Here is a 20,166-nt window from a genome sequence, read left to right as displayed (position 1 = left end):
CCAATTAGGTAAAGAAGATTTGGATGCTTTACGGAAAAAGTGGAATGTTCCAGAGACTAATACAATAGCAGTTGGTAAAACAGATGTAAAAGGCCTTAGGGATTTGGCTTTTGAAGGAGGGTCTCCAGAAGTTAGAAAAGAAGCTGGACTGCCTTCATTGGATACAATCTTACCAAATAGGGAGATTAGGGCTCCATATGACCATTTAAAAAATCCTAAGTTAGCACAGTTTACAAGACATGCTGAAGAAGGAGTTTTAAATGAGTTTGATTATGCTATAAAAAAAGCAGGAATCGAACCAACGGAAGTAACGGGTACACTTAGAATTCATCAATCTAACCCAAGAGGTGTATGTAATAAGTGTAGCAAAGGATTGCTGAAACCACATCCTATTGAAAAGAGTGGTATATTTTATCAAGCTAGCAAAAAATATCCTAACTTAACAATAGAAGTAACATCGGAGATTGATGGCAGTGTTAAAACTAATGGATTGTTATCTTTTGTTTTAAAAGATGGAAAGATCATTGAATAATTTAAGGAGGAAATCATGGGTAATATATTAATCGAGAATTTACAAAAAGAAGTTAAAGTAGGCTTTGTTTTAGCAGTTGCTGAAAGAGTATTTTCTATAATCAGCAAGGATGATGAAAGATATCCGGATGGAAGGGAAGCCTTGGACAAATGTTGGTTATGGATTGAATCTCATGCTGTTACTGGGGATGAATTATATGAGCTTATTGATAACGCAGACTTTACAGGAATTTCAGAATTTGCAGAGGAAGAAGAAGATTTGAATATTTCTAGGATCTGGTCACTATTAGTTGATGCTGTCGCTTATACTTCTTGGGAAGCCTATAAAAATGAAAAAGTAAAATATTTACCACAGTCATTAGAAAGTATTACTACCGATAGTATTACAATTTTCTTAAATAGTGCAGTGGAAACCAGCTTTATTACTGTAGAGGAAATCAAAGAAATGGAAACAGTTATTAATAATTACTCGAGTACAAATACTGAAATTCCAACAAAAAGAGAAGATTTTATAAATATATTTTAAGTAAGTAATAAATTTGGGGATTTTTTATAATATTTAGCTCTTGGTTTGTTTATAAAGAATAATTAAGCTAGTTTGCATATATTAGACATATAGAGCATTGCTATTTGTAATAAATTGATATAGGTTTCTTAATATTTTTTTGTTAAACTGCACTTAAAGTTTAAAAAAACACTTGATTGTGAAGTGAACCCAAAAAGTTAGACAAATATTATAAGCATCTAGTGAGGAATGAATCTTGTATTGTGTAGGATTCATTCCTTTTAATTTTGTCTTAGCAAGTGTCAAAGTTCCTGTTTACAGAACAAATGATAACGGAACTCTCGAACGTGTTGGAACTAACGTAGAAGGCTGGGTACATGGGCACTGCATTGATAGTAATCAGAAGATACAAGATGAGATTGATAGTGTTAGAGCTTCGCTTGCGGAGATACGGGGAAGTGGTGGTACTAAGGGTACGGGTGAAGCTATAGGGAAAATAAATATTCCTTCTATTAGGAATGGAGAGTTCAATAAATGGTTTGACGAGTTATCTTCAAAAGAGTTTAATAAAATGTGGGAGGACCCTAAGTTAAGAAAAAGGATTGAAGATAGAATTCGAAGACCGGGAGGATATCATGAGTGGCATTTGGTGGCAAGAACTCCAAAGTTTAAAGAGTGGGGAATATCAATGAATGATATAAAAGAAATGAGAACTTTAACAAAATATGTAAAATTTGTTAATCCACCTGGTGTTCATGGTGGCGAAGGTTCTACAGTAGCTCATAATCAAATTCTAAGAATTATAGATACATCAAAAGATTATGAAACCTTTGTAAAAAGATTAAATAATTGGGCAGAAGATAGATTGGAAAGCGGAAAGATGGGATTACCAATTGAATTAAGGAGGTAGTAAAATTATGAATGACCATGTATCAATATGGATTGGGAATTTTGAGAATGAGGAAGAGTTAATGAATTATACAAATATTGAGTATACAGAAGATGGAGACAGTATTTCTTCAACTTTCGAAAAAGACTTTAACTTAGATTATTATGATCGCGATTTAATTGAAAAGAAATGGATTAGTAAATCGACAAACAGTGTGAAGGATTTATTAGATGGATTTTCTTACTCCGATCAATTTTTAGAACAGTTTGATACTATAAGATATAGTGAAGAATTTAATGCTGCTATTCTAATTTACAATTTGGAATATGATGCTCAAAAAACAAAAGGTAAATTTAGAAATAGTGATTTGAAGTTTATCGGTGTGGCACAATATACAATTACTGTAGATGATAGATGGTAATTTTTTAACTTTATGAAAGTATATGAGTTAAATTAAGCGTATTAAAAACCTTGAGTGGCTGATTGAAGTGAACCCGAATAGTGGTACATGAAAAAAACACCTCCTGAATTCGCATACTAAGTATGCAAATTCAATGGAGGTGTTTTTCGTTTGAAGACAAGAGTTCATTACCCAGAAGAAACAAAGTGGAAAGTGATTGAAATGAAGAAAGACGGCTATTCAAATCGTACAATTATGGAGAAACTCGGAATTAAAAATGTTTCCCAAATTAAGACATGGATGAAATGGTATCGTACAAATCAAACGTATCGTTTTCAACAACCTGTAGGAAAACAATATTCTTATGGAAAAGGACCAAAAGAGCTCAGTGAATTAGAACAGCTACGTTTAGAAAATAAACATCTAAAAACAAAATTACTTGTATGGGGAAAGTATCTGGAAATCGAAAGGGGCTGAAACCAGAAACTGTAGTTACTTTATGGGAAAATGTAAAAACAAAAATAACGGTAAAAGAATTGTGTAACGTATTAGAATTACCCCGTTCCACATTTTATCGTTGGTTACAACGAACGGAAGATTTGAAAGATGGTATAGAAGAGAAAATAAAGGACGTTTGTCTTAGGCATAAATTCCGGTATGGATATCGAAGAGTGACCGCTACTCTTCGAAAAATGGGACTGTGTGTCAATCATAAAAAAGTATTACGAATCATGAGACAAAATCACATTCTTTCAAAAGTACGTCGAAAGAAAAAGAAATATATCAATGGTGCGGAGCCAATGGTAGCCCCTCATCGATTGGAGCGCCAATTCGATGCATCCAGACCAAATGAAAAATGGTTTACGGATGTGACGTATCTCTTATTTGGAGAGCGTACTTTGTATTTATCAACGATTATGGATGCCTTTAATGGTGAAATTATTAGTTGTGTCATCAGCGAATCACAAACACTGACATTAGCGATGAAGATATTAAAACAAGCAATGAGAGGGCGAAAAGTAAAAGATGTCCTTCTTCACTCAGATCAAGGAAGTATTTATACAGCAAAAGAATTTCAAGCGTATGCCAAAGAAAACGGCATTATCACCAGCATGTCCCGGAGAGGAAATTGCCATGATAATGCCGTCATGGAAAGCTTCTTTGGTCATTTAAAAAGTGAAGCTTTCTATTCACAAAAGATAACAAAAGTATCCAACACAACTGTGCGAAAGATTGTGCTAGAATACATTCATTACTACAATTGTGTGCGAATTCAAGAAAAATTAAACCACCTATCCCCTAAAGAATTTAGGGAACAAGTGGTTTAGGTGTTTTGATTGGTGTCCCGTTTTCGGGGGTCACTTCAGATTGCCTTTCAAGGTTTTTTTACTTTAGTTTAAATTTAATAAGCTAATATTTGAGTGGGACAATTTGTTAATCCAATAGGTAAACATGGTGATATAGGTTCTACTACAACACATAATGAGTTGTTAAAAATTATTGATAGTTCTTTAGATTATAGTACATTTAAAAGAAGATTAAAAAATTGGGCACATTTTAGATTGAAAGGTGGAATAAATTCATTACCTGAAGGCTTAAGATAAGTGATGTTACTATAATTTATATATAGGGGGATTCATTATGGAAAATCCGGGCGTAATGTCTTTATGGATAGGTAATTTTAGAACTAAGCAAAGTCTAAAAGAATATGTTGAAATTAAGTTTGATGAAGTTGGGGACAGAATTCAATCTAAATTCATGAGAGACTTTAATATTGATTTTATTGATTATAACCAAGATTTATTAGAGAGTACCTTGATAGAGGGCTCCACTACATCGTTGACTACCCTTTTAAGTGGTTCCTCTTACGAAGCGGAAATTTTATCACAATTTGTGGAACATTATGGGGAAGAATTGCCAGAAACCTATGATTCTGTTATTAGATTATATGATTTTGAGTACGATGGAGATATAGATGAAGTTAAATTTAAAAGTGGAAATTTAATTTATATGGGGTCAGTTGTATATGAGGAATGGGATGAATAGTTTGTGATTTAGTGAAGGAAACCAATACAATTAGCTATAGTAACTGCCTAAGTATTTATTACAGGACTTATAGGTTATATACTAGAGTGATAAAGCATGTGGTACTAAAATTGTATACACAGTCAGGTAAGGCATGAGAACGAAAAAGAATAGGCTGTTAAAAAGTAAAGACCTCATGATGGTTGTACCATCATAGAGTGTTATGTGCAATGATAGAATAGAAAATAAAGTACGAGCTTAGGCGAGATGACATTTTACCGGGCGATAAATATAAACACATGGAATGTATATGAAACTAACGAACTCGTACAAACTTGTACAAACTCGTAAGTTTTAAGATAGTATTTGTCATGATGTACACAAGGTGTCATACTGTTACTACAAAACTTAGAAATTTACGCTACTTAAAAACAAATGAACTTAAAGCGCTTGATTGTCTACGAAAGACAACAAGCGCTTTTTTATTAGATAGGCATGTTATAAATGTTTAAAAATTATTTTTATGAATTAAGGTTAACAGAAATTACTAGTATTATATAATTGAAATTAAACTAGCAAAAGGTGCGGACTCCGTATTCCCAATCTTTAAAGGTGTAGAAATACTGCCAGATGGAAGTGTCGTTAGATCTGGAACGAATTATAGCGGGAAATTCCAAGAAGCCCATGATGCCTCAAAGGCGAGTATTCAGAGTAGGATCTCGAATTTGGAGAGTGGTGGGGTTAAGGGTACGAGTGAAGGTGAAAAGCTTCAAAGAGGAAAATATGCAAATCGCTTGGATAAACTGCATGATAAATTTGGTAAGTTAACACCTGGACAAATTAATGAACGAATTAAGACACATTATAAAAAGGGAACACCAGATGAAATAGAAGTTAGTCCTGATTTTAGGAGCAAGATGATTACAAGAGAAAAACAGATTGAAAGAATATTGCAAAAACAAATTAATGATTTTAACAAAGAATAATATAAAATAATATTAAAAAGGATGGGAAAAAATGAGTTCTAAGTTAGATATATTAAGAGAGTATAATGAAGATATTCAATTGATTAATGCAAATGAATTTAAGAATATAAATTCACCTTTAATTCCTGATTTATGGGTGGAAGTATTTAGTGAACAGGATAGAGAAAAGAGAATCAAGAAAATTTTGAGTAGATGGAAAAAATATGTAGATAATAATTTATCTAATACTATTGCTTACTTATCAGAATACCTTGAGGATATTGAACTGATGGTAAGTGAGGACACCTATTCAATCTTGTATACAATAAAAAATCAAGGTGGAGAAGATTTATATTATGAAGGAAGAAATCCTAAAGATAGTTTTAATAATGAGGAATTAGAATCTTCATGGAGAGAAATTCCTGAATCTATTAGGGACTTTTACGAAAATGTTCATAATGGATTTTATGATTACACAAGTGAATCAATGGGATTGATGCCATTAGAAACTATAACTTACTTTGGGGATGATGACTTAGAGTGGGGGATTATAGATGAATTGGAAGAACCTATAAGGATTAATTTAAAAACATCTTTTGGATTCTTTAGTAATGGCATGGGGAGCTACATAGCTATAGATTATGAAAATTGTAAGAATAACAATGCTACTTTTTGGTCAGCTAAGAGCCAACCTAAATATAATGTTGACTTTTGGAATTTTGTAGATGAATGGATTGTTATCGGTTTTGAATAAAAGGGTCTTAAAATTTTGATACAAAGTCTATAAACTTAAAGAGATTTTTAGGTTTAGAAAACATTTCCACCAATATGATTTAAAAGAATTATATAATGACACTTTATTACATCATCACATTGGTGGTGGAGGTCAAACTGTTGATGTACCCTCAAAGCTACATCCAGGTTTAGGAGGGATTCATAATGCTGAAAAAAGCGCAGGAATTTGGGGGAATAACCAAAATATGCTGAACTATTAGAAAAGTAAGGGTGATTATTTTGGGAATGAAGGATGGTATGAGCAAATATTTTAATTTAAGAAAAGAATATTTTGATAAAGGGTTAGATTTTTTATTTAAAACGCCATATAACGAAGAAGTGGGTTCATTTATATATATAGGTGAAATGGATGATGAAGAAGAAATTTCATGGAAACCTATTGAAAAAAATAATAAGAATGATTTAACGACGATTGAGGAAAAATTTGAAATTAAATTGCACACTTCAATTGATGATTATTTTAATTCTTATTGGTTTGCTGATTTAGATGGATTTGTTGAAAATCATTATATTAGGTTAGAACCTGTATTACCAAATATTGAATTGGATTCCTTCGAAAGTAATTTAGAAGGGTATAAAAACAATCATAATAAGGTTGATAAGACTCCAATAGGTGTAGAAGGGAACGGTTTGATAGTTGTGTTAGATAATGTAAGTGGTAAGGTTGAATTGGAGGATTTTGAACGAGGTTCGTTTGAAGCGCTTTCGGATAGTCTAGATGAGTTAATTTCTAATTTAAAGTTACAAAAATAATATACTAAGAACATTTATATGAAAAAAGGTTTGATATGAAGTGTAGACCGAGTGTTAGCTACAATTGGACTGCAGTATTTTATAGAAAGATGTGATTAAGATCAAGCTAAGACCTACAAAATTTAAGCTATTAAAAAAACATATGAAATTAAAGCACTTGATTGTCTACGAAAGGCAACAAGTGCTTTTTTATACATAGGCATGTTATAAATTTAATTATTTTTATGAATTAAGTCTAACATATATTGGTAGTATTATATAATTAAAAATAAACTAGCGAAATATTGTGATAATAACTCTTCATTAAAGGGGTAGAAGTATGAATTAATGAAAGTGTAAAAAGAAGTTCTTGTGGCCTGTAAGGAGGGTATTCAGTATGCAGAGTAGAACCTCGAACTTGGAAAGGTGTGTTGTTAAGGGAACAGGTAATATTGTAAAAGAAGTAGCTTCAAAAAACTGTTACCAAGAGAAGGTGACATAGGAACGTATAAAAATCTAAATAAAGCAGGATCGGTTAGCTCAAATAAATGCTAGTTAAAGAAAAAGAACTTGAAAGAAAGATACAAAAACAGATTAACGACTTTAATAAACAATGAAAAATGGGAGATGGATAGTAGATGGGTCAAAAACTTACTTATTTAAAAAGGTACAATAAAAATGTTCGAATATTAACAATCGATGAAATTAGTAGACTGGGTGATAATGAGATACCAATTGAATGGAGAGAACTGTTTTATAATGACGATATTAAAGGGCGAATTGATTTACTTCTGAACATATGGGGGAGAAATGTAGGGACTGAATTACGGAATACGATCTCTTATCTAAATAAACATCTAACAAATGTTGAAATTATGGATGTAGAAGGGGCTTATTCGATTTTATACACAATAAGAAATTCCAAAGGAGACATATTATATTACGAAGGGTGTAATCCTCAAAAGGGACAAAAAAATATAGAATTAGAGGATGCATGGGATAAAATACCTGCTTCAATTCGAAGTTTTTATAAAAATGTTCATGATGGATTTTATTACTATGCGAGTGAATCAATGGGCTTAGTTCCACTTGAATCAGTAACATATCTTGGGGACGAGGGTATTGAATGGAGTATTATTGATGATTTAGAAGAGCCTATAAAAATCAACCTAGATTCATCGTTTGGCTTTTTCACTAATGGTATGGGGAGTTACGTAGCTATAGATTACAATAATTGTATTGATAACACTGCTACCTTTTGGTCTGCAAAATTAAAGCCCAAATATAAAATCAGTTTTTGGAGTTATGTAGATGAGTGGATTGTAATTGGCTTTGAAGCGTAACTAGGTAAAGGTGTTTTTATCATAGTATTTGTCCACGATAACGACAAAGATCTTGGTGATAAAGATTGGACTATTGAAAAAAGAATAGTGACGGATTAATGTTACTTATAAAACATATGAAATTAAAGCACTTGATTGTCTACGAAGGGCAACAAGTGCTTTTTTAATAGGTAAGCATGCTATAAATTAGGGCTAACACAAATTACTAGTATTATATAATTGAAAATACATTAGTAAAAGGTGTGGACGAAACAACCGCCTTCATTAGAGGTGAAGAAGTATTACTTGATGGAAGCGTACGTAGATACGGTGGAATGAAATTCAGTGAAAGCGTAAAAGAAGCCCATGATGCCTCAAAGGCGAGTATTCAGAGTAGGATCTCGAATTTGGAGAGTGGTGGGGTTAAGGGTACGGGTAAAGGTAGTAATGCAAAACCCAAAAAAGTTAAACTAACTCCAGAACGAGAAAAATACTATCGAAAGAAAATAGATGAAGCTGAGGCTCAGGGAGAGTATAAAGTAGCAAATGATATTAGATATGAACGTCATTGTAAAGAAACGATCCCACCTTTAGATCGTGAAAAATGGGATGTTAGGAATGAGAATCTAAAAAAAATCACAGAGTGTGGTAGGGAAGAAGAAATAAAAGGAAGAAAAGCTTTAGGAGAACATCTTGACCGTAAGCTAGAGAACAATAACCTTGGTAAGGTTGTTACGTATACATCCAGTGAAGGGCATCTTACGCTATAGGTCGTAATGCTAAGGATGAAATCGATTTAGTTCATGATCACAAACACAAAATAAGTGACAAAGAACACGTTATTCATAATGACAGTCAAATGCGAGCTGAAAGGGAAATGCTCGAAGATAAAAATGGAAGTCATATTGTGACAATATCAAGTGATAAACCCGATTTGAATGGGATTCCTCCTCATCCAAGACCAAGTAGGCCTTTAGGAGAAAAGAGTGAGATTTACTACACTGATCCAAATAGCGGTAAAGTGACTCATAAATGGGAGAACAATACACGTTTACCTGGTGGAGGTAGGTGGAAAAAACTATGAATAAAAATTATTATGTGACTATATTTTTTAGTATTAAGGAGGATATACATGAAACCTGATTTTTTCTCAATTACAATGTATCCTACAGTATCTTTTAACGAAGAAGAAGTATTAGGTCGTCTTTTGGATGTGTTTGAGTCAAATGAAAAATTTGCTCCTACTCATTGGGGTAACAGTGAAACCGTACGGGTAGAATATAATCGTCAGGAAATCCTGGAAAAAGTAGTTTCAGAGCATAAAGTATCAGAAGTTTACCTTTATCGTGATAAATCGGTGAACTATAGTGGGAGTTTTGAAGTTAACTGGAGTCATCGCTCATTTTTGAAGTTTGAGTTTCATAAATCGATACCTAAAAAATTATGGCCTGCTTTTTTTGAGTTATCTGACCAAATTGCAGAAATTGCGAAACCAAGTTATGGAGTAACTCAAATTTTTTGGCCTTTATCATATCCGTGGAATACCGAACGTGAACGATTACAAATGTGGATGGAAATATCTTCCCAACCAATACCAGTTAGGTTTCTTCCTAACGGTCCCTTAGGGGTAGGGGCTAGAACATACTTTAGCGGTCATATTTTAGAAATGTTTGATAAGGAATTATTACAAAATAGTCCAGTTGTGGTATCTGAGCTAGATTGGGGTGGCCTTTGTATTGATATTTTAAATAATCCATTAGAGAGTGATAGTGATACATTACTTGATAATTGGCTACAAGTAATGAAGTATTTGGAACCAGCACAAGTAATGGCTATACCAAGTTTTGATGAAGATCAAATGGGTGTAACTTATTCTCCAAATATTGGTTGGAAGGACTATCTGAAAAGCTAAATGAAAGGAGCTCGTAATAATGAATGAGAATGATAGAATAAGAGTCATGGAAATATTAAATCAATCTCAATACAATGATGAAATTATAGATGGGCTAGATATGAGCAATTTAGACCTTACTTTTTCTGATTTGTCAGAGGTGATGGCAGAGGGGATCATGGCAAAACAAGTCCATTTAAGAGCTTCTTCACTAATGAGAGCATCTTTTTTTGATTGTGATTTTGAGTTTGCTGATTTCAGGAGCTGTAATTTAGAGGAAATACATATTGCAGATTGTAGATTTGGTGAAGCTAATTTCTTTAAAGCCAATATGAAATATGCAAAGGTAAATATAAGTAGTTGTTTTGAAACATGTTTTGATGAAGTTGATTTTTCATATGGAGAATTAGTTGGAACGATATTAAATCATGCTACTTTTCGACGAGCAAATTTATATAAAATAGATGCAAAACAGGCCGACTGTACGGGAACAAATTTCAGCAACGCGAATCTTACAGAAGGTAACTTTGAAAAAGCATATTTAGAAGATGCTAATTTATCAGAAGTAAACGCTAGAAACGCAGATTTTACTGACGCAGATTTAACGGGAGCGACCCTTTTAAATGGTGATTTTACTGACGCGAATTTTACCGGTGCTAAACTTGACAATGTAGTTTGGACAGGAGCAAAGGTAGAAGGAGCCAAATTTGACGAAAATGTGAAGGAACAAATCTTAAAAATGATTTAAATATGATGGGGATTATATACATTTGAGCACTCGAAAACCTATGATTGGTAGCGAGTGCTTTTTTCTTAGAGATATTAGAGATTGATAAATAAGTGAAAATCAATATAGATTATTTTTAAGGATTGTTAGATAGATTAAGTTGGGAATATTATATAATTGAAAATACATTAGCAAAAGGTGTGGACTCCGTAACCCCATTCGTTAAAGGTGTAGAAATACTGCCAGATGGAAGTGTCGCTAGATCTGGAACGAACTATAGCGGGAAGTTCCAAGAAGCCCATGATGCCTCTAAGGCGAGTATTCAGAGTAGGATCTCGAATTTGGAGAGTGGTGGGGTTAAGGGTACGGGTAAAGCTCTATTGACTAATGAAGGAAAAGTTGGAACCTATAAACAACTTGTGAAACAAGGAACTGCTTTTGATAATATTACTCCACATCATATGCCTTCTGCAGAGAAAATGAAACAAGCTGGTATAAAAAGGAATGATGGTGTGAGTATGAATATGGAACAACCTCATCCTGGAACCGGTGGGAGACATCGTGAAACATATACATATGGTCTATCAGGAGAAAAATCGAAGGCGTATTTAAACCTTAGCTTTCGTGATGCCTTAGCTCATGATATTTTGGATGCTCGAAGAATTTATATAAAAGATGGTTTATATACTGCTGAGATAAGAGAAGGTTTAAGAGAAGTTATTAAAAGAAACAAAGAGCTGTATCCGCATTTATTTGATAAATAAAACATGGAAAGGATGATTACCTTTGGATATTAAGAGTCATCTAAAAAGACTATACGATAATCGTTTATTAGAAAATGAAAATGAGATACGAGATTTTAATGAGTCATTAATGGAAGTAATAGAGTACAACGACGTCTCTGTTATTACAGATTTATGTTTAGTTTTGGATGATGAGACTGAGCAATTTGAGGTTATGTTTGGTTTGATTCATGGAATAGAGAGCTTATATAAAAATAATATAGAAGAAGGACTTGTATGTATTGCTAAAGCTGTTCCGAAGATGATTAACTCAGCAAAAGAATGGGTAGAAATTTTACATTATAGAATTCTTAATCACCCTCAAGTAAGATTAGCATATGGAAAAGTACTTTCGGGATTTGATCCATCAATTACGATTAGTATTAAAGAATTATTGATTGATATAAAAAATGAAGACCCTGATATGTTTAGTGAATCTGTTAATGAGGTAATTAAGAGCATCTAATGTTTAAAGTTGAAAAGATATAAAAGCACATAAGGCAAGTCAACAACAAAAGAACTTATTATTGTAGTGGAAAGAAAAAGAATAGGTTGTTTAAAAGTGCATACTCCATGATGGTTGTACCATCATAGAGTATTATGTGCAATGGTAGAATAGAAAACGAAGTACGAGCTTAGGCGAGATGACATTTTACATGGCGATAAATATAAACACATGGAATGGACATAAAACTAACGAACTCGTACAAACTCGTAAGTTTTAATGTAGTAGTTGTCATGATATACAAAAGGTGTCATACTGTTACTACAAAACTTACAAATTTATGCTACTTAAAAACATATGAACTTAAAGCACTTGATTGTTATTTTGGACAACAAGTGCTTTTTTCATAGATGTATGTAAACTTAATGAATAATGCGCGGTATATATTAATAAAAGAAAATAGATTGTTAATATTGTATAATTGAAATTAGAAGAGCAAAAGGTGTGGATTAGTAGTGGTTCAAAGTATCATTTGAAAGATCATGTGTGGATTATACCAAAGAGTATTCTTTGAGAAATGATTTATTAAATCTTATTGAGGAGTATGAATATGAAAGTTAATAATTCTGACTATGGAGGTTTTATTGTTTCTAAGAATGTTGTAGCAGGAAAACCAATACGTTATACATTTAGAGAAAAATCAGAAGTTCCTCAATTAAATGGGTGGACTATTTACTCTTCAGAAGATAATGATGAATATGTAAATGATTCTAGTAACTTTCAAGTTTTAGGAGCAAACTCTGTATTAGAAATAGCACCAGTTATGTTAGAAATTTTTGATGCTCCCTATGGAACAGACCTATGTTGGTTGTATAAAGAAGGTGTTCATGTAGGATTTTATGATTTGATAAGTGAAGATGAGAAAGATATTGGTCAAATTGTAAAAGGAAATTGATGCTATTTTGTGAGTTCTTTGGGCACTGCCAAAAATACATTTCCAATAAGAAAAGTCAACAGCTACGTTAGGAGAACGTAGCTGTTGACTTTTTTAAGTGTCATTTCATGACAAGAGTTATTTATCATCTTTGTTTAAGTTAATGGTTTCTTTGTTTTTACGAACTTCAAGGATAGCTTTTCTCATGTCTCGTTCGATTCGTTGCTTGTAAAGAAGTTCTGTAAATGCTCTGAAGCATTCATTACCACTTCCAACATACACTCGAATCAATCAGTTTAAATAAAAAAGCTCGTCTTTTTCATCACTGTTTTCTCAACAAAAATAGAAAGTTAAAATTAAAATGAACATAATACATAATATCAGTGCTATGTATACTGTTGATACAAAAGAACCTCCTTCGAAAGAAAAAGAAATTAAAGCGCTTCAGCATTTCTCAGTAATAGATGTACCTACAGAATATATAGAAATGATTCAGCTAGCTTCAAATGTTGAAATTAATGTTAATGACCAAATGTATATTAGGATATGGGGAGCTTCGGATTGCATAGAAATGAATGAAGCTTATAAAGTGCAGAATTACCTTCTTTATTCACTCGCAATTGGTGATGATGAAGGTGGGGGTGCATTAATTTATCTACAAGGTAAAGATGGTTTTGGTATATACTATAACAGTTTTGGAAATTTAGACATGGAGGATGCAGTTAAAATTGCACCATCTTTAACCGAGTTATTAGTAAATAATGTAGGTGTGAATATCTTATTAGACATTTGAGAACATGTAGAGAATTTGGTGTTATAGTTTCATTGTAATTTGTTTTCTAATAACTATAGGGAATACAGCAAAGAAAAAATAACAATATCTATTATTAATATTCTTGGCTTAGTTTGTTAGTAAACAACCAGATACAAAAGAATACATATAAAGTATGAATAGGGATGTAGTAAAAATGACAATGATACAATTTAATTCTTATCATCAAAAAGTAGAGATAAAGAGAAATTTAGAACTTATGAACTTAGAACATAAAAAAATTAGAGAGTATGTAAATTTTGATGTATGTTCTTTTGAGCAATTAGATGAATTTCAAGTAGGATACAGCATTGACACCGATGGAAACTCCCTTGTAACCGATGAGGAAGATACTTGGGATGCAAATTGGATTGTTATTGCATATGAAACTATGTGTGGAGATCCAATTATTATTGACTTAAGTGAAGAAGGATACCCTATATCTTCCCTCATGCACGGAATGGATAGTTGGAGTGGTGGCGATTTTCTTGCAGATTCCATGGAATCATTTATTAATTTTATGAAAGATATAGGTGATTTTCTTACTGAGAAACAAGTGTTAGAAGGTAAAAGAATGATACAAACTAAAGAATTGGAAATATTGCTAAATGAGTTTTTGAAAAGAAATAAATTTACTGATTTTGAAATATGGCACTCTTTATTAAGTCCATTATTTGATATTGCAGAAAAATATGAGCAAACAATGGAGAGAAAAGTAAAAAAGATGAAGGAAGAAGGAAAGAAAATAACGGAAATTGCCCACATGCTTAATATAAAACCTAAAGAAGTGTATGAGTATATTAAGAAAGTTTAATAATGCCTCTTTACTTTAGCGAGAACAATCAGGAACGATGATAGAGCGATACAGGCAGAAAATGCTTGGATTTTTTATAAAGTCCAAACAAAAATCTGCTGAAGAAGAATCCATTTTGATCAATCTTTTTTCAAGATGGATGTTTTTTATTTATCGTAAAACTTAGGATTGAGAGTTGTTTTTGATTAGAATTTATTTCGAAGCGAGGGCAATGGGGTTTCGAGGTAGCTCTGCATGAGTAAAGATACTTACAAAAAATCAATGAAATTCAAAAGAATATCCATAAGTGAATACAGTATGGAGAATGGGAACGAAGGACGATGGACGCGGAAGGTGGCTACAGGGATGAAGTATGGTGAAAATACTAAGTTAGTTGAGGAAAGGCCATTGTTGGAGTGGTGAAAAATAGAAATAAAATTTATGATAATTAAATAGGAGGACATAGTGAACAAGAAAAGGCAGTTAATTCAACAAGTAAAAGTCGTGATACATAAGTTGGAGAAAGACTATGCGAAAGATATTAATAGTGGTATTTTACAATTAATATATAAAAGATATAAGAAAGCGTTAGAAATATTAGAGAATAACGAGGATACTAAGGGAATAACCATTGTGGGTGGCGTACGTGCATATATGGACAGTCACAATGATTATCCACATACATTATTACAAGAATTATATAAAGATGAAACAATCGCCAAAGAATTAACTAACAGATAGTGATAGAGGAAAAACAAGACGTGATAAAATAAGGGAGAAGTTTTATAAAAAGCAAAATATAATTCTTGTAATGTTTGAGAGTGCAAAAGAGTGGGCAATGCTACTAAACGTAAGAATTTTAAATAATGATTTATATAGAAGTGAGTATGCTAAAGTACTTGTAGGAATGAATCATGATATACAACTAATGATAATTAATTTACTTAATGAAATTATTGCTGATAACCCTAAAAGATTTGAGAGGACTGCCAATGAGGTTCTTAGTCAATTACAAGGAGTAAATAAGAATTGTAGAACTACTGTATTATAGATAAAACTAAGAATACCCTAGCGAAGAGCTAGGGTGTTTGTGTTATATAGTTTCACCATATGCTTCCGAATTAGGAGCAGGAGTAATCAACGAACCTTTTGTAGCGTTTCCTATAATAGAATGAAAGTGTTTAACGTTTAAATATAGGAAGAAAAACAATTAAGCTTTTATTTTATTTAAAATGGATACTCTATTAGTAGTGAATAATAAATAATTTTGTTTTACTGTCTTAATTAAAATACGATCAGTTGTACCATATGCTGTTCCAATTCGGATTACGCTTTTTTCTTCAACACCAGCATATGTATTATCTTCCGTTACCTCAGTGATTTCACATAATGGAATATGAATTTTAGAGAATTGCCATGAAATAATTAGTTCATCTTTTGTTTTTTCAACATGAATACCTAACATATTACCAGAACCTTTCTATAATAAAATTTCACTCGTACTATTTTATTATACAAATTTATAAATTTTAATTGTATTTTTTTACAGAGAGTATACAATTAACAACGAGAAAATGTTCATTATTACTTTCATTCCTATTATAACGAATTCTACAATAGAAAACAGAACGTATATTTGGTATAATCGGAATATACTATATGAAACGATGTACATGAGTTTGGGATTTATGAAAAAAGGTAACATAATAATACATACGCTATAGGATTCAGTTCATGTTATACAAATCAATCGTTAGAAAGGAAAAGAAGTATGAATCAAATTTCATTCGAAGATTTATTTGAAGAAGAAAACAAACGAGAAAAGGTGGAGGTAGCTGAGCCCCCCGTGCCTTTATCGCCCTTACAAAAGGATATTTTAGAGTTAATTAATTCTGAAGAAATAAGTGCACTTGAGTTATGCGAACAATTAATACGAGCTGGTAAAATATCAGATGAGAGATTCACAACGAATAAGCCTAAAGCATATGGGCAAGTATGCTTACTATTAGAAGGTTTTGTTAAAGAAGGAAAGCTTATTTTTGTCAAAAGTGATGAGAAAAGAGATAGAGTATATAAATTGAATGAAGAAGATTCTAACGAATAAAATGTGTAAAGTATAGTAATGAAATAAGGAAGTCCTCATATTTGTGTTGAAAGATTATTTTCACATAAGCGTGGGGATTTTTTTTGAGGGAGGATGTATGAAAGCTATATTGCTAATAATTTTACGGAGTTTTTAAATAAGTTACATGATTAATAGTGGAAAGGGTTCAAACTTATCTGGCAGTGATAAATGAAATTAGTTACATAACCTCGTTTCTAATAAAAAGGGGGGATTAAAATGAAACCGAATTATTTTACAATCGCAATGTATCCGACTGTAGCATTTAACGAGGAAGAGATATTGAATCGTCTTCTAGATGTATTTGAGTCAAACGAAAAATCCGCTCCTACTCATTGGGGAAACTGTGAAACGGTGCAGGTAGAATATAATCGCCAGGAAATCATAGAAAAAGTAATTTCGGAGCGTAGAGTGTCTGAAGTTCAACTCTATCATGATAAAATGACGGGTTATATTCACTTAAGAATATAACCCTATTTATTAGAACCAGTAGTATATAAGGAGATTATCCCACGGGTTATTTGCAAATATTAGACGGGGGATATTTGACGCTGTAAAAGAAAAAATATTGACTCTTATATCATTATTGATGTTGTCCTCAATTTTCCTCATGTAGCACTTGAAAATCAGTAACAAGTGAAACGATTTTTCCTGCTTCATCGATTCCCCAATAGGAAGGATAAAATCCATCTCCATAACCTGAACGGAATATAATGATATTACTTCCTGTTTCCTCACAAACCACGCAATTTCCCCAATCTTCATCATGTTCTGTTAGTATGTCATCTATAAGATCATCATACAAACTAGTAAATTCTTCTCCTAGTTCTTGTTGTAACCTGTCTTCTATTTCTTCTAACTTACTAATTGCTTCAACATCTGCAAAGCACCCTAAGCTTGTATCAACTGGGTAACCAAAAATATAACCGTCTTCCAGTTCACTTACATTTTGTCCTGGTTTTGTTGCCATCTTCCATCCTACCGCTTTTGACTCCGACAATTTCAATTCAGCACCAGCAATGACTCCATCTTCCTTATGCCACCAAGCAACAATTGGATATGTACCTGGCTGAATTGTTTGTTCGAAGTGATTTTCATTAAAAATAAGAGGATCACAAGCGACAATTTTACCTGAAGTAACTTTCAACTGTTCTAGTGCTTCGGAACGCAGAGCCTCACTATCCGGTTTAGATAATTCACGTAATAACTTTGACATAATGTTTCTCTCCCTTTCCTTTTAAAATATTTGTTGGTGCTGCCTCCCATATATTTTTATATGAGTTACATTTGTGTTCTGTGGTATTTCTAGCGCCTTTGTATGTTTCTATAACTTCGATATTATCGCCATGAACTTCTAAAAACTCTGCGGCATATCGTACCCGCGTTTTTCTAATAGTTCCGCAACATATTCTTCATGCGTTTTACGTTTTCGGATATATTGCCCCGTACAAGTGTAGATGGAACAAACATTTATTCATTGAAAAATATAACAAATGAATTTGACTTTAAAATTAGAACCAGTTTTGAGGATGTAAATAATAATCCACCCGTTGATTATATTATTTTAAGGGTAAAAATGCATTAATTAAAAATTCAATAAAAGAAGATCGAACTAGATAGTCTTTCTAGATTAATCTTCTTATTTTATATTCTCAAGGGATATCCCACTTCACTGCGACTCATTGCAATATGTCTACTTCTGTGACACATTACACAATTGTACAGAGATAATGAAGTAATATGAAAAAAATATAAAGATTTAAATTTAATCCTATATATTTTTTATAAATTCTAAAAGTAAATCCCTTATTTTTGGTATGATTGACAGAGACTATTTAATTTCTTATGAATATTCTTGAAAAGGAAGTCATGCTGTATGAAATCAATAAATGTAAATGGGAATATATATTATATTGAATCTGTTCCTTTTGAAGATAAGAGTGAGCAGGATGAAGAAGGATACTACGAATATTTTTACAAAGGAGTCAATTTATCGTTTCACTCGGACAAAGAAATAATTAAAGCCCGAATTTATGACGACGAAGAAATAATATATTTCTTAAAAAATCCATTTCTTGCTTTTGGTAAAGATTTTGAAGCTATAAAAGTATATATAATTAAAGAATATGATGTAAATAAATTTAAAATTCCAGGTGAAAAAAAGCCTATATAGAATTATAGCTATAATTCTATATAGGCGTTACCATGACCAATTATAATAAAACAGGAAAACTCACAAAGTACTTATGCCTGTGGGCTATGAAAGGAATGTATTCGAAATTGAGTAAATCAAGTGAAATAAGTAGATTTGAAAATAGATTCTCAGAAAATGTGATTGAAATAGCAGCTGTCACAGGGGCATTAGGAATCGGTGCATCAAAAGGCGGTGACAACATTTTGTGGACTGCGTCAATTGATTTGATTGCGTGGAAAGACTTACATAACAATGAAACGATTAGAAAAGAAGACATACGACTGGCATGGTTGGTTGATGATGCAGAATGGAGAAAATCAAAAGGCATTTTGACAGCAAATACAGTTGTAGCATTACAGGTGCGCAAGTCAGAAAATTCATTGATGCTTGTTAAGGTTTTGGAAACACCATATAAAGATGATGAGTTGGAAATCATCTTACAAGATGCAATGAAACCGCTTTTTTATCATGATGAGATGTTGGGTGTGTTCGAACTCGATAAAAGAGTGAAAACTTTTGAAAAGAGAATATCTTGGGCTGGTGAAGAATGTCATTTATATTTTGATTGGAGTGAAGACAAACATATGATGAAGTCTGCACTGGAAACAGCACATGCACTTTTCAAAGAGCAAGATGAATGGAAAATGAAAATGAAAATGTACGCTGCAAAAGAACTGGTAGAGTTAGCAAATGAATGGCTACAAGATGATGATGAAGCAGAAATCGACGAAATTACAAAAGAAATGTTCATTAATTCCATCACATTAAGCAGCTTAAGCGTTTATTCAGAAGGTGATTTTGAAATATTCTTTTCGGATGGAGATATATTTTGGGGACATTCTATCATTGTAAGCGGAAATATTCATGAGGGGCTCTCTTCGGCTGAGATTGCAGGATAAAGTGAAACTTCCATCAGTGAGGATTTTTCTTCATCCTTACTGATGGATTATTTAAACCACTCAGGCACTTACTGCCCAAAAGTAGCGCGATAAATTGTTATAGTTTTTGATTATTAGGCGTTTTCTTCTCGTCTATCTCTTCTCTTATTAAGTGAGAACTCCAAACCTCTTTAATAATTAATGAAATTTAAGGTTTACATATACGATGGAACTTGCATAGATGTTTTAAATAATCCCTTAGTATCTGATATGGATACGTTATTTGATAGTTGGCTATCTACAATGAAATATTTAGAATCAGCACAAGCAATGGCTATACCAAGTTTTGAGGAGGATCGGAGAGGTGTATCCTTTTCTCCAAATGTTTCTGGGAAGGATTATCTAAAAAATTAAAAGAAACGAGG

At 32.4% G+C, this 20,166-nt stretch carries 24 protein-coding genes and 3 pseudogenes; 25 read left to right on the top strand and 2 right to left on the bottom strand.

From position 1 onward, the window contains the following. Window positions 1-19: 19 nt before the first annotated feature. The 21 genes and pseudogenes from ACTT1L_RS02815 to ACTT1L_RS02715 form a co-directional block, all read left to right on the top strand. Window positions 20-532 carry a hypothetical protein gene (locus tag ACTT1L_RS02815; RefSeq protein ID WP_016118296.1) on the top strand — a complete coding sequence of 171 codons (513 nt, stop codon included), beginning with the start codon at window positions 20-22 and terminating at the stop codon, window positions 530-532. Between the two features lie 15 nt (window positions 533-547). Further along, window positions 548-1,057 (top strand): Imm6 family immunity protein, encoded by a 510-nt coding sequence (locus ACTT1L_RS02810; RefSeq protein ID WP_076874018.1) that lies wholly within the window; start codon window positions 548-550, stop codon window positions 1,055-1,057. A gap of 235 nt (window positions 1,058-1,292) precedes the next feature. Continuing rightward, window positions 1,293-1,946 (top strand): hypothetical protein, encoded by a 654-nt coding sequence (locus tag ACTT1L_RS02805; RefSeq protein WP_240814055.1) that lies wholly within the window; start codon window positions 1,293-1,295, stop codon window positions 1,944-1,946. Between the two features lie 7 nt (window positions 1,947-1,953). After that, on the top strand, window positions 1,954-2,346 hold the full coding sequence (locus ACTT1L_RS02800) for an immunity 22 family protein (protein WP_073530252.1): 393 nt from the start codon (window positions 1,954-1,956) through the stop codon (window positions 2,344-2,346). A gap of 150 nt (window positions 2,347-2,496) precedes the next feature. Further along, window positions 2,497-3,653 (top strand): IS3 family transposase gene (locus ACTT1L_RS02795; protein WP_140385531.1). Its coding sequence is split into 2 segments (ribosomal slippage): window positions 2,497-2,749 and window positions 2,749-3,653, totalling 1,158 coding nucleotides; the frame shifts between segments, so codons are not numbered across the junction. Between the two features lie 313 nt (window positions 3,654-3,966). Further along, on the top strand, window positions 3,967-4,371 hold the full coding sequence (locus ACTT1L_RS02790) for an immunity 22 family protein (protein ID WP_000431156.1): 405 nt from the start codon (window positions 3,967-3,969) through the stop codon (window positions 4,369-4,371). Window positions 4,372-4,916: 545 nt separating this feature from the next. Then, a pseudogene (locus ACTT1L_RS02785) lies at window positions 4,917-5,106 on the top strand (HNH endonuclease); the annotation flags it as partial. 261 nt (window positions 5,107-5,367) lie between these two features. Next, window positions 5,368-6,069 carry a hypothetical protein gene (locus ACTT1L_RS02780; protein ID WP_061182614.1) on the top strand — a complete coding sequence of 234 codons (702 nt, stop codon included), beginning with the start codon at window positions 5,368-5,370 and terminating at the stop codon, window positions 6,067-6,069. 43 nt (window positions 6,070-6,112) lie between these two features. Beyond that, window positions 6,113-6,310, top strand: coding sequence for a hypothetical protein (locus tag ACTT1L_RS02775; protein ID WP_161939536.1), 198 nt, complete (start codon window positions 6,113-6,115; stop codon window positions 6,308-6,310). Between the two features lie 37 nt (window positions 6,311-6,347). Beyond that, window positions 6,348-6,863, top strand: a complete 516-nt coding sequence (locus ACTT1L_RS02770; RefSeq protein WP_174888012.1) for a SecY-interacting protein Syd — start codon at window positions 6,348-6,350, stop codon at window positions 6,861-6,863. A gap of 617 nt (window positions 6,864-7,480) precedes the next feature. Beyond that, the gene (locus ACTT1L_RS02765) at window positions 7,481-8,185 is read left to right on the top strand and encodes a hypothetical protein (RefSeq protein WP_061182336.1); all 705 of its coding nucleotides are present in this window, start codon (window positions 7,481-7,483) and stop codon (window positions 8,183-8,185) included. Window positions 8,186-8,427: 242 nt separating this feature from the next. Beyond that, window positions 8,428-9,248: pseudogene (locus tag ACTT1L_RS02760) on the top strand (ADP-ribosyltransferase). Between the two features lie 48 nt (window positions 9,249-9,296). After that, a complete protein-coding gene (locus ACTT1L_RS02755) occupies window positions 9,297-10,076 on the top strand; it encodes a hypothetical protein (RefSeq protein ID WP_073530243.1) in 780 nt (259 codons plus the stop codon). Window positions 10,077-10,095: 19 nt separating this feature from the next. Beyond that, window positions 10,096-10,803, top strand: a complete 708-nt coding sequence (locus ACTT1L_RS02750) for a pentapeptide repeat-containing protein (RefSeq protein ID WP_016718037.1) — start codon at window positions 10,096-10,098, stop codon at window positions 10,801-10,803. A 179-nt stretch (window positions 10,804-10,982) separates the two neighbouring features. Then, window positions 10,983-11,546 (top strand): hypothetical protein, encoded by a 564-nt coding sequence (locus tag ACTT1L_RS02745; RefSeq protein WP_442821782.1) that lies wholly within the window; start codon window positions 10,983-10,985, stop codon window positions 11,544-11,546. Window positions 11,547-11,568: 22 nt separating this feature from the next. After that, entirely contained in the window at window positions 11,569-12,030 is a 462-nt protein-coding gene (locus ACTT1L_RS02740; protein ID WP_061130544.1) for an Imm30 family immunity protein, read from the top strand. A 589-nt stretch (window positions 12,031-12,619) separates the two neighbouring features. After that, window positions 12,620-12,964 carry a DUF2185 domain-containing protein gene (locus tag ACTT1L_RS02735; RefSeq protein WP_061130545.1) on the top strand — a complete coding sequence of 115 codons (345 nt, stop codon included), beginning with the start codon at window positions 12,620-12,622 and terminating at the stop codon, window positions 12,962-12,964. A gap of 340 nt (window positions 12,965-13,304) precedes the next feature. After that, complete coding sequence (locus ACTT1L_RS02730; protein ID WP_061130546.1) at window positions 13,305-13,736, top strand: SMI1/KNR4 family protein; 432 nt, start codon at window positions 13,305-13,307, stop codon at window positions 13,734-13,736. A gap of 175 nt (window positions 13,737-13,911) precedes the next feature. Then, window positions 13,912-14,568 carry an SMI1/KNR4 family protein gene (locus ACTT1L_RS02725; RefSeq protein ID WP_061130547.1) on the top strand — a complete coding sequence of 219 codons (657 nt, stop codon included), beginning with the start codon at window positions 13,912-13,914 and terminating at the stop codon, window positions 14,566-14,568. Window positions 14,569-15,012: 444 nt separating this feature from the next. Then, a complete protein-coding gene (locus ACTT1L_RS02720) occupies window positions 15,013-15,288 on the top strand; it encodes a hypothetical protein (RefSeq protein WP_442821781.1) in 276 nt (91 codons plus the stop codon). 70 nt (window positions 15,289-15,358) lie between these two features. Beyond that, window positions 15,359-15,598 (top strand): annotated as a pseudogene (locus ACTT1L_RS02715) (Imm30 family immunity protein); the annotation flags it as partial. Between the two features lie 159 nt (window positions 15,599-15,757). Here ACTT1L_RS02715 and ACTT1L_RS02710 read toward each other — a convergent pair. Continuing rightward, entirely contained in the window at window positions 15,758-16,012 is a 255-nt protein-coding gene (locus ACTT1L_RS02710; protein ID WP_000900622.1) for a SunI/YnzG family protein, read from the bottom strand. 306 nt (window positions 16,013-16,318) lie between these two features. Between ACTT1L_RS02710 and ACTT1L_RS02705 the strand changes: the two genes are divergently transcribed. Together ACTT1L_RS02705 and ACTT1L_RS02700 are read left to right on the top strand one after the other, a co-directional pair. Beyond that, window positions 16,319-16,651 carry a DUF3895 domain-containing protein gene (locus ACTT1L_RS02705; RefSeq protein ID WP_063245632.1) on the top strand — a complete coding sequence of 111 codons (333 nt, stop codon included), beginning with the start codon at window positions 16,319-16,321 and terminating at the stop codon, window positions 16,649-16,651. Window positions 16,652-16,888: 237 nt separating this feature from the next. Further along, entirely contained in the window at window positions 16,889-17,140 is a 252-nt protein-coding gene (locus tag ACTT1L_RS02700; RefSeq protein ID WP_000804106.1) for a hypothetical protein, read from the top strand. Window positions 17,141-17,267: 127 nt separating this feature from the next. On the opposite strand, the gene ACTT1L_RS02695 is transcribed toward ACTT1L_RS02700, so the two are convergent. Beyond that, window positions 17,268-17,885 (bottom strand): DUF4241 domain-containing protein, encoded by a 618-nt coding sequence (locus tag ACTT1L_RS02695; RefSeq protein WP_071743231.1) that lies wholly within the window; start codon window positions 17,883-17,885, stop codon window positions 17,268-17,270. Window positions 17,886-18,545: 660 nt separating this feature from the next. On the opposite strand from ACTT1L_RS02695, the gene ACTT1L_RS02690 reads away from it, so the two are divergent. Beyond that, entirely contained in the window at window positions 18,546-18,842 is a 297-nt protein-coding gene (locus ACTT1L_RS02690; protein ID WP_002024464.1) for a hypothetical protein, read from the top strand. An 86-nt stretch (window positions 18,843-18,928) separates the two neighbouring features. After that, entirely contained in the window at window positions 18,929-19,762 is an 834-nt protein-coding gene (locus ACTT1L_RS02685; protein ID WP_061130594.1) for a DUF2262 domain-containing protein, read from the top strand. Window positions 19,763-20,166 lie beyond the last annotated feature (404 nt).

This window comes from Bacillus sp. FH, from assembly GCF_052216825.1.
GTDB classification, from domain to species: Bacteria; Bacillota; Bacilli; order Bacillales; family Bacillaceae_G; genus Bacillus_A; species Bacillus_A paranthracis.
Note: the sequence above shows the minus strand (reverse complement) of the source record. Positions and strands in the feature narration are given on the sequence as shown.

Coding starts and splice junctions, on each gene's coding strand:
- ACTT1L_RS02695 (WP_071743231.1), bottom strand. CDS start 17,885: ATGTCAAAGTTATTACGTGAATTATCTAAACCGGATAGTGAGGCTCTG.
- ACTT1L_RS02690 (WP_002024464.1), top strand. CDS start 18,546: ATGAAATCAATAAATGTAAATGGGAATATATATTATATTGAATCTGTT.
- ACTT1L_RS02770 (WP_174888012.1), top strand. CDS start 6,348: ATGAGCAAATATTTTAATTTAAGAAAAGAATATTTTGATAAAGGGTTA.
- ACTT1L_RS02725 (WP_061130547.1), top strand. CDS start 13,912: ATGACAATGATACAATTTAATTCTTATCATCAAAAAGTAGAGATAAAG.
- ACTT1L_RS02730 (WP_061130546.1), top strand. CDS start 13,305: ATGAACATAATACATAATATCAGTGCTATGTATACTGTTGATACAAAA.
- ACTT1L_RS02800 (WP_073530252.1), top strand. CDS start 1,954: ATGAATGACCATGTATCAATATGGATTGGGAATTTTGAGAATGAGGAA.
- ACTT1L_RS02705 (WP_063245632.1), top strand. CDS start 16,319: ATGAATCAAATTTCATTCGAAGATTTATTTGAAGAAGAAAACAAACGA.
- ACTT1L_RS02710 (WP_000900622.1), bottom strand. CDS start 16,012: ATGTTAGGTATTCATGTTGAAAAAACAAAAGATGAACTAATTATTTCA.
- ACTT1L_RS02765 (WP_061182336.1), top strand. CDS start 7,481: ATGGGTCAAAAACTTACTTATTTAAAAAGGTACAATAAAAATGTTCGA.
- ACTT1L_RS02755 (WP_073530243.1), top strand. CDS start 9,297: ATGAAACCTGATTTTTTCTCAATTACAATGTATCCTACAGTATCTTTT.
- ACTT1L_RS02735 (WP_061130545.1), top strand. CDS start 12,620: ATGAAAGTTAATAATTCTGACTATGGAGGTTTTATTGTTTCTAAGAAT.
- ACTT1L_RS02810 (WP_076874018.1), top strand. CDS start 548: ATGGGTAATATATTAATCGAGAATTTACAAAAAGAAGTTAAAGTAGGC.
- ACTT1L_RS02700 (WP_000804106.1), top strand. CDS start 16,889: ATGAAACCGAATTATTTTACAATCGCAATGTATCCGACTGTAGCATTT.
- ACTT1L_RS02750 (WP_016718037.1), top strand. CDS start 10,096: ATGAATGAGAATGATAGAATAAGAGTCATGGAAATATTAAATCAATCT.
- ACTT1L_RS02780 (WP_061182614.1), top strand. CDS start 5,368: ATGAGTTCTAAGTTAGATATATTAAGAGAGTATAATGAAGATATTCAA.
- ACTT1L_RS02685 (WP_061130594.1), top strand. CDS start 18,929: ATGAAAGGAATGTATTCGAAATTGAGTAAATCAAGTGAAATAAGTAGA.
- ACTT1L_RS02790 (WP_000431156.1), top strand. CDS start 3,967: ATGGAAAATCCGGGCGTAATGTCTTTATGGATAGGTAATTTTAGAACT.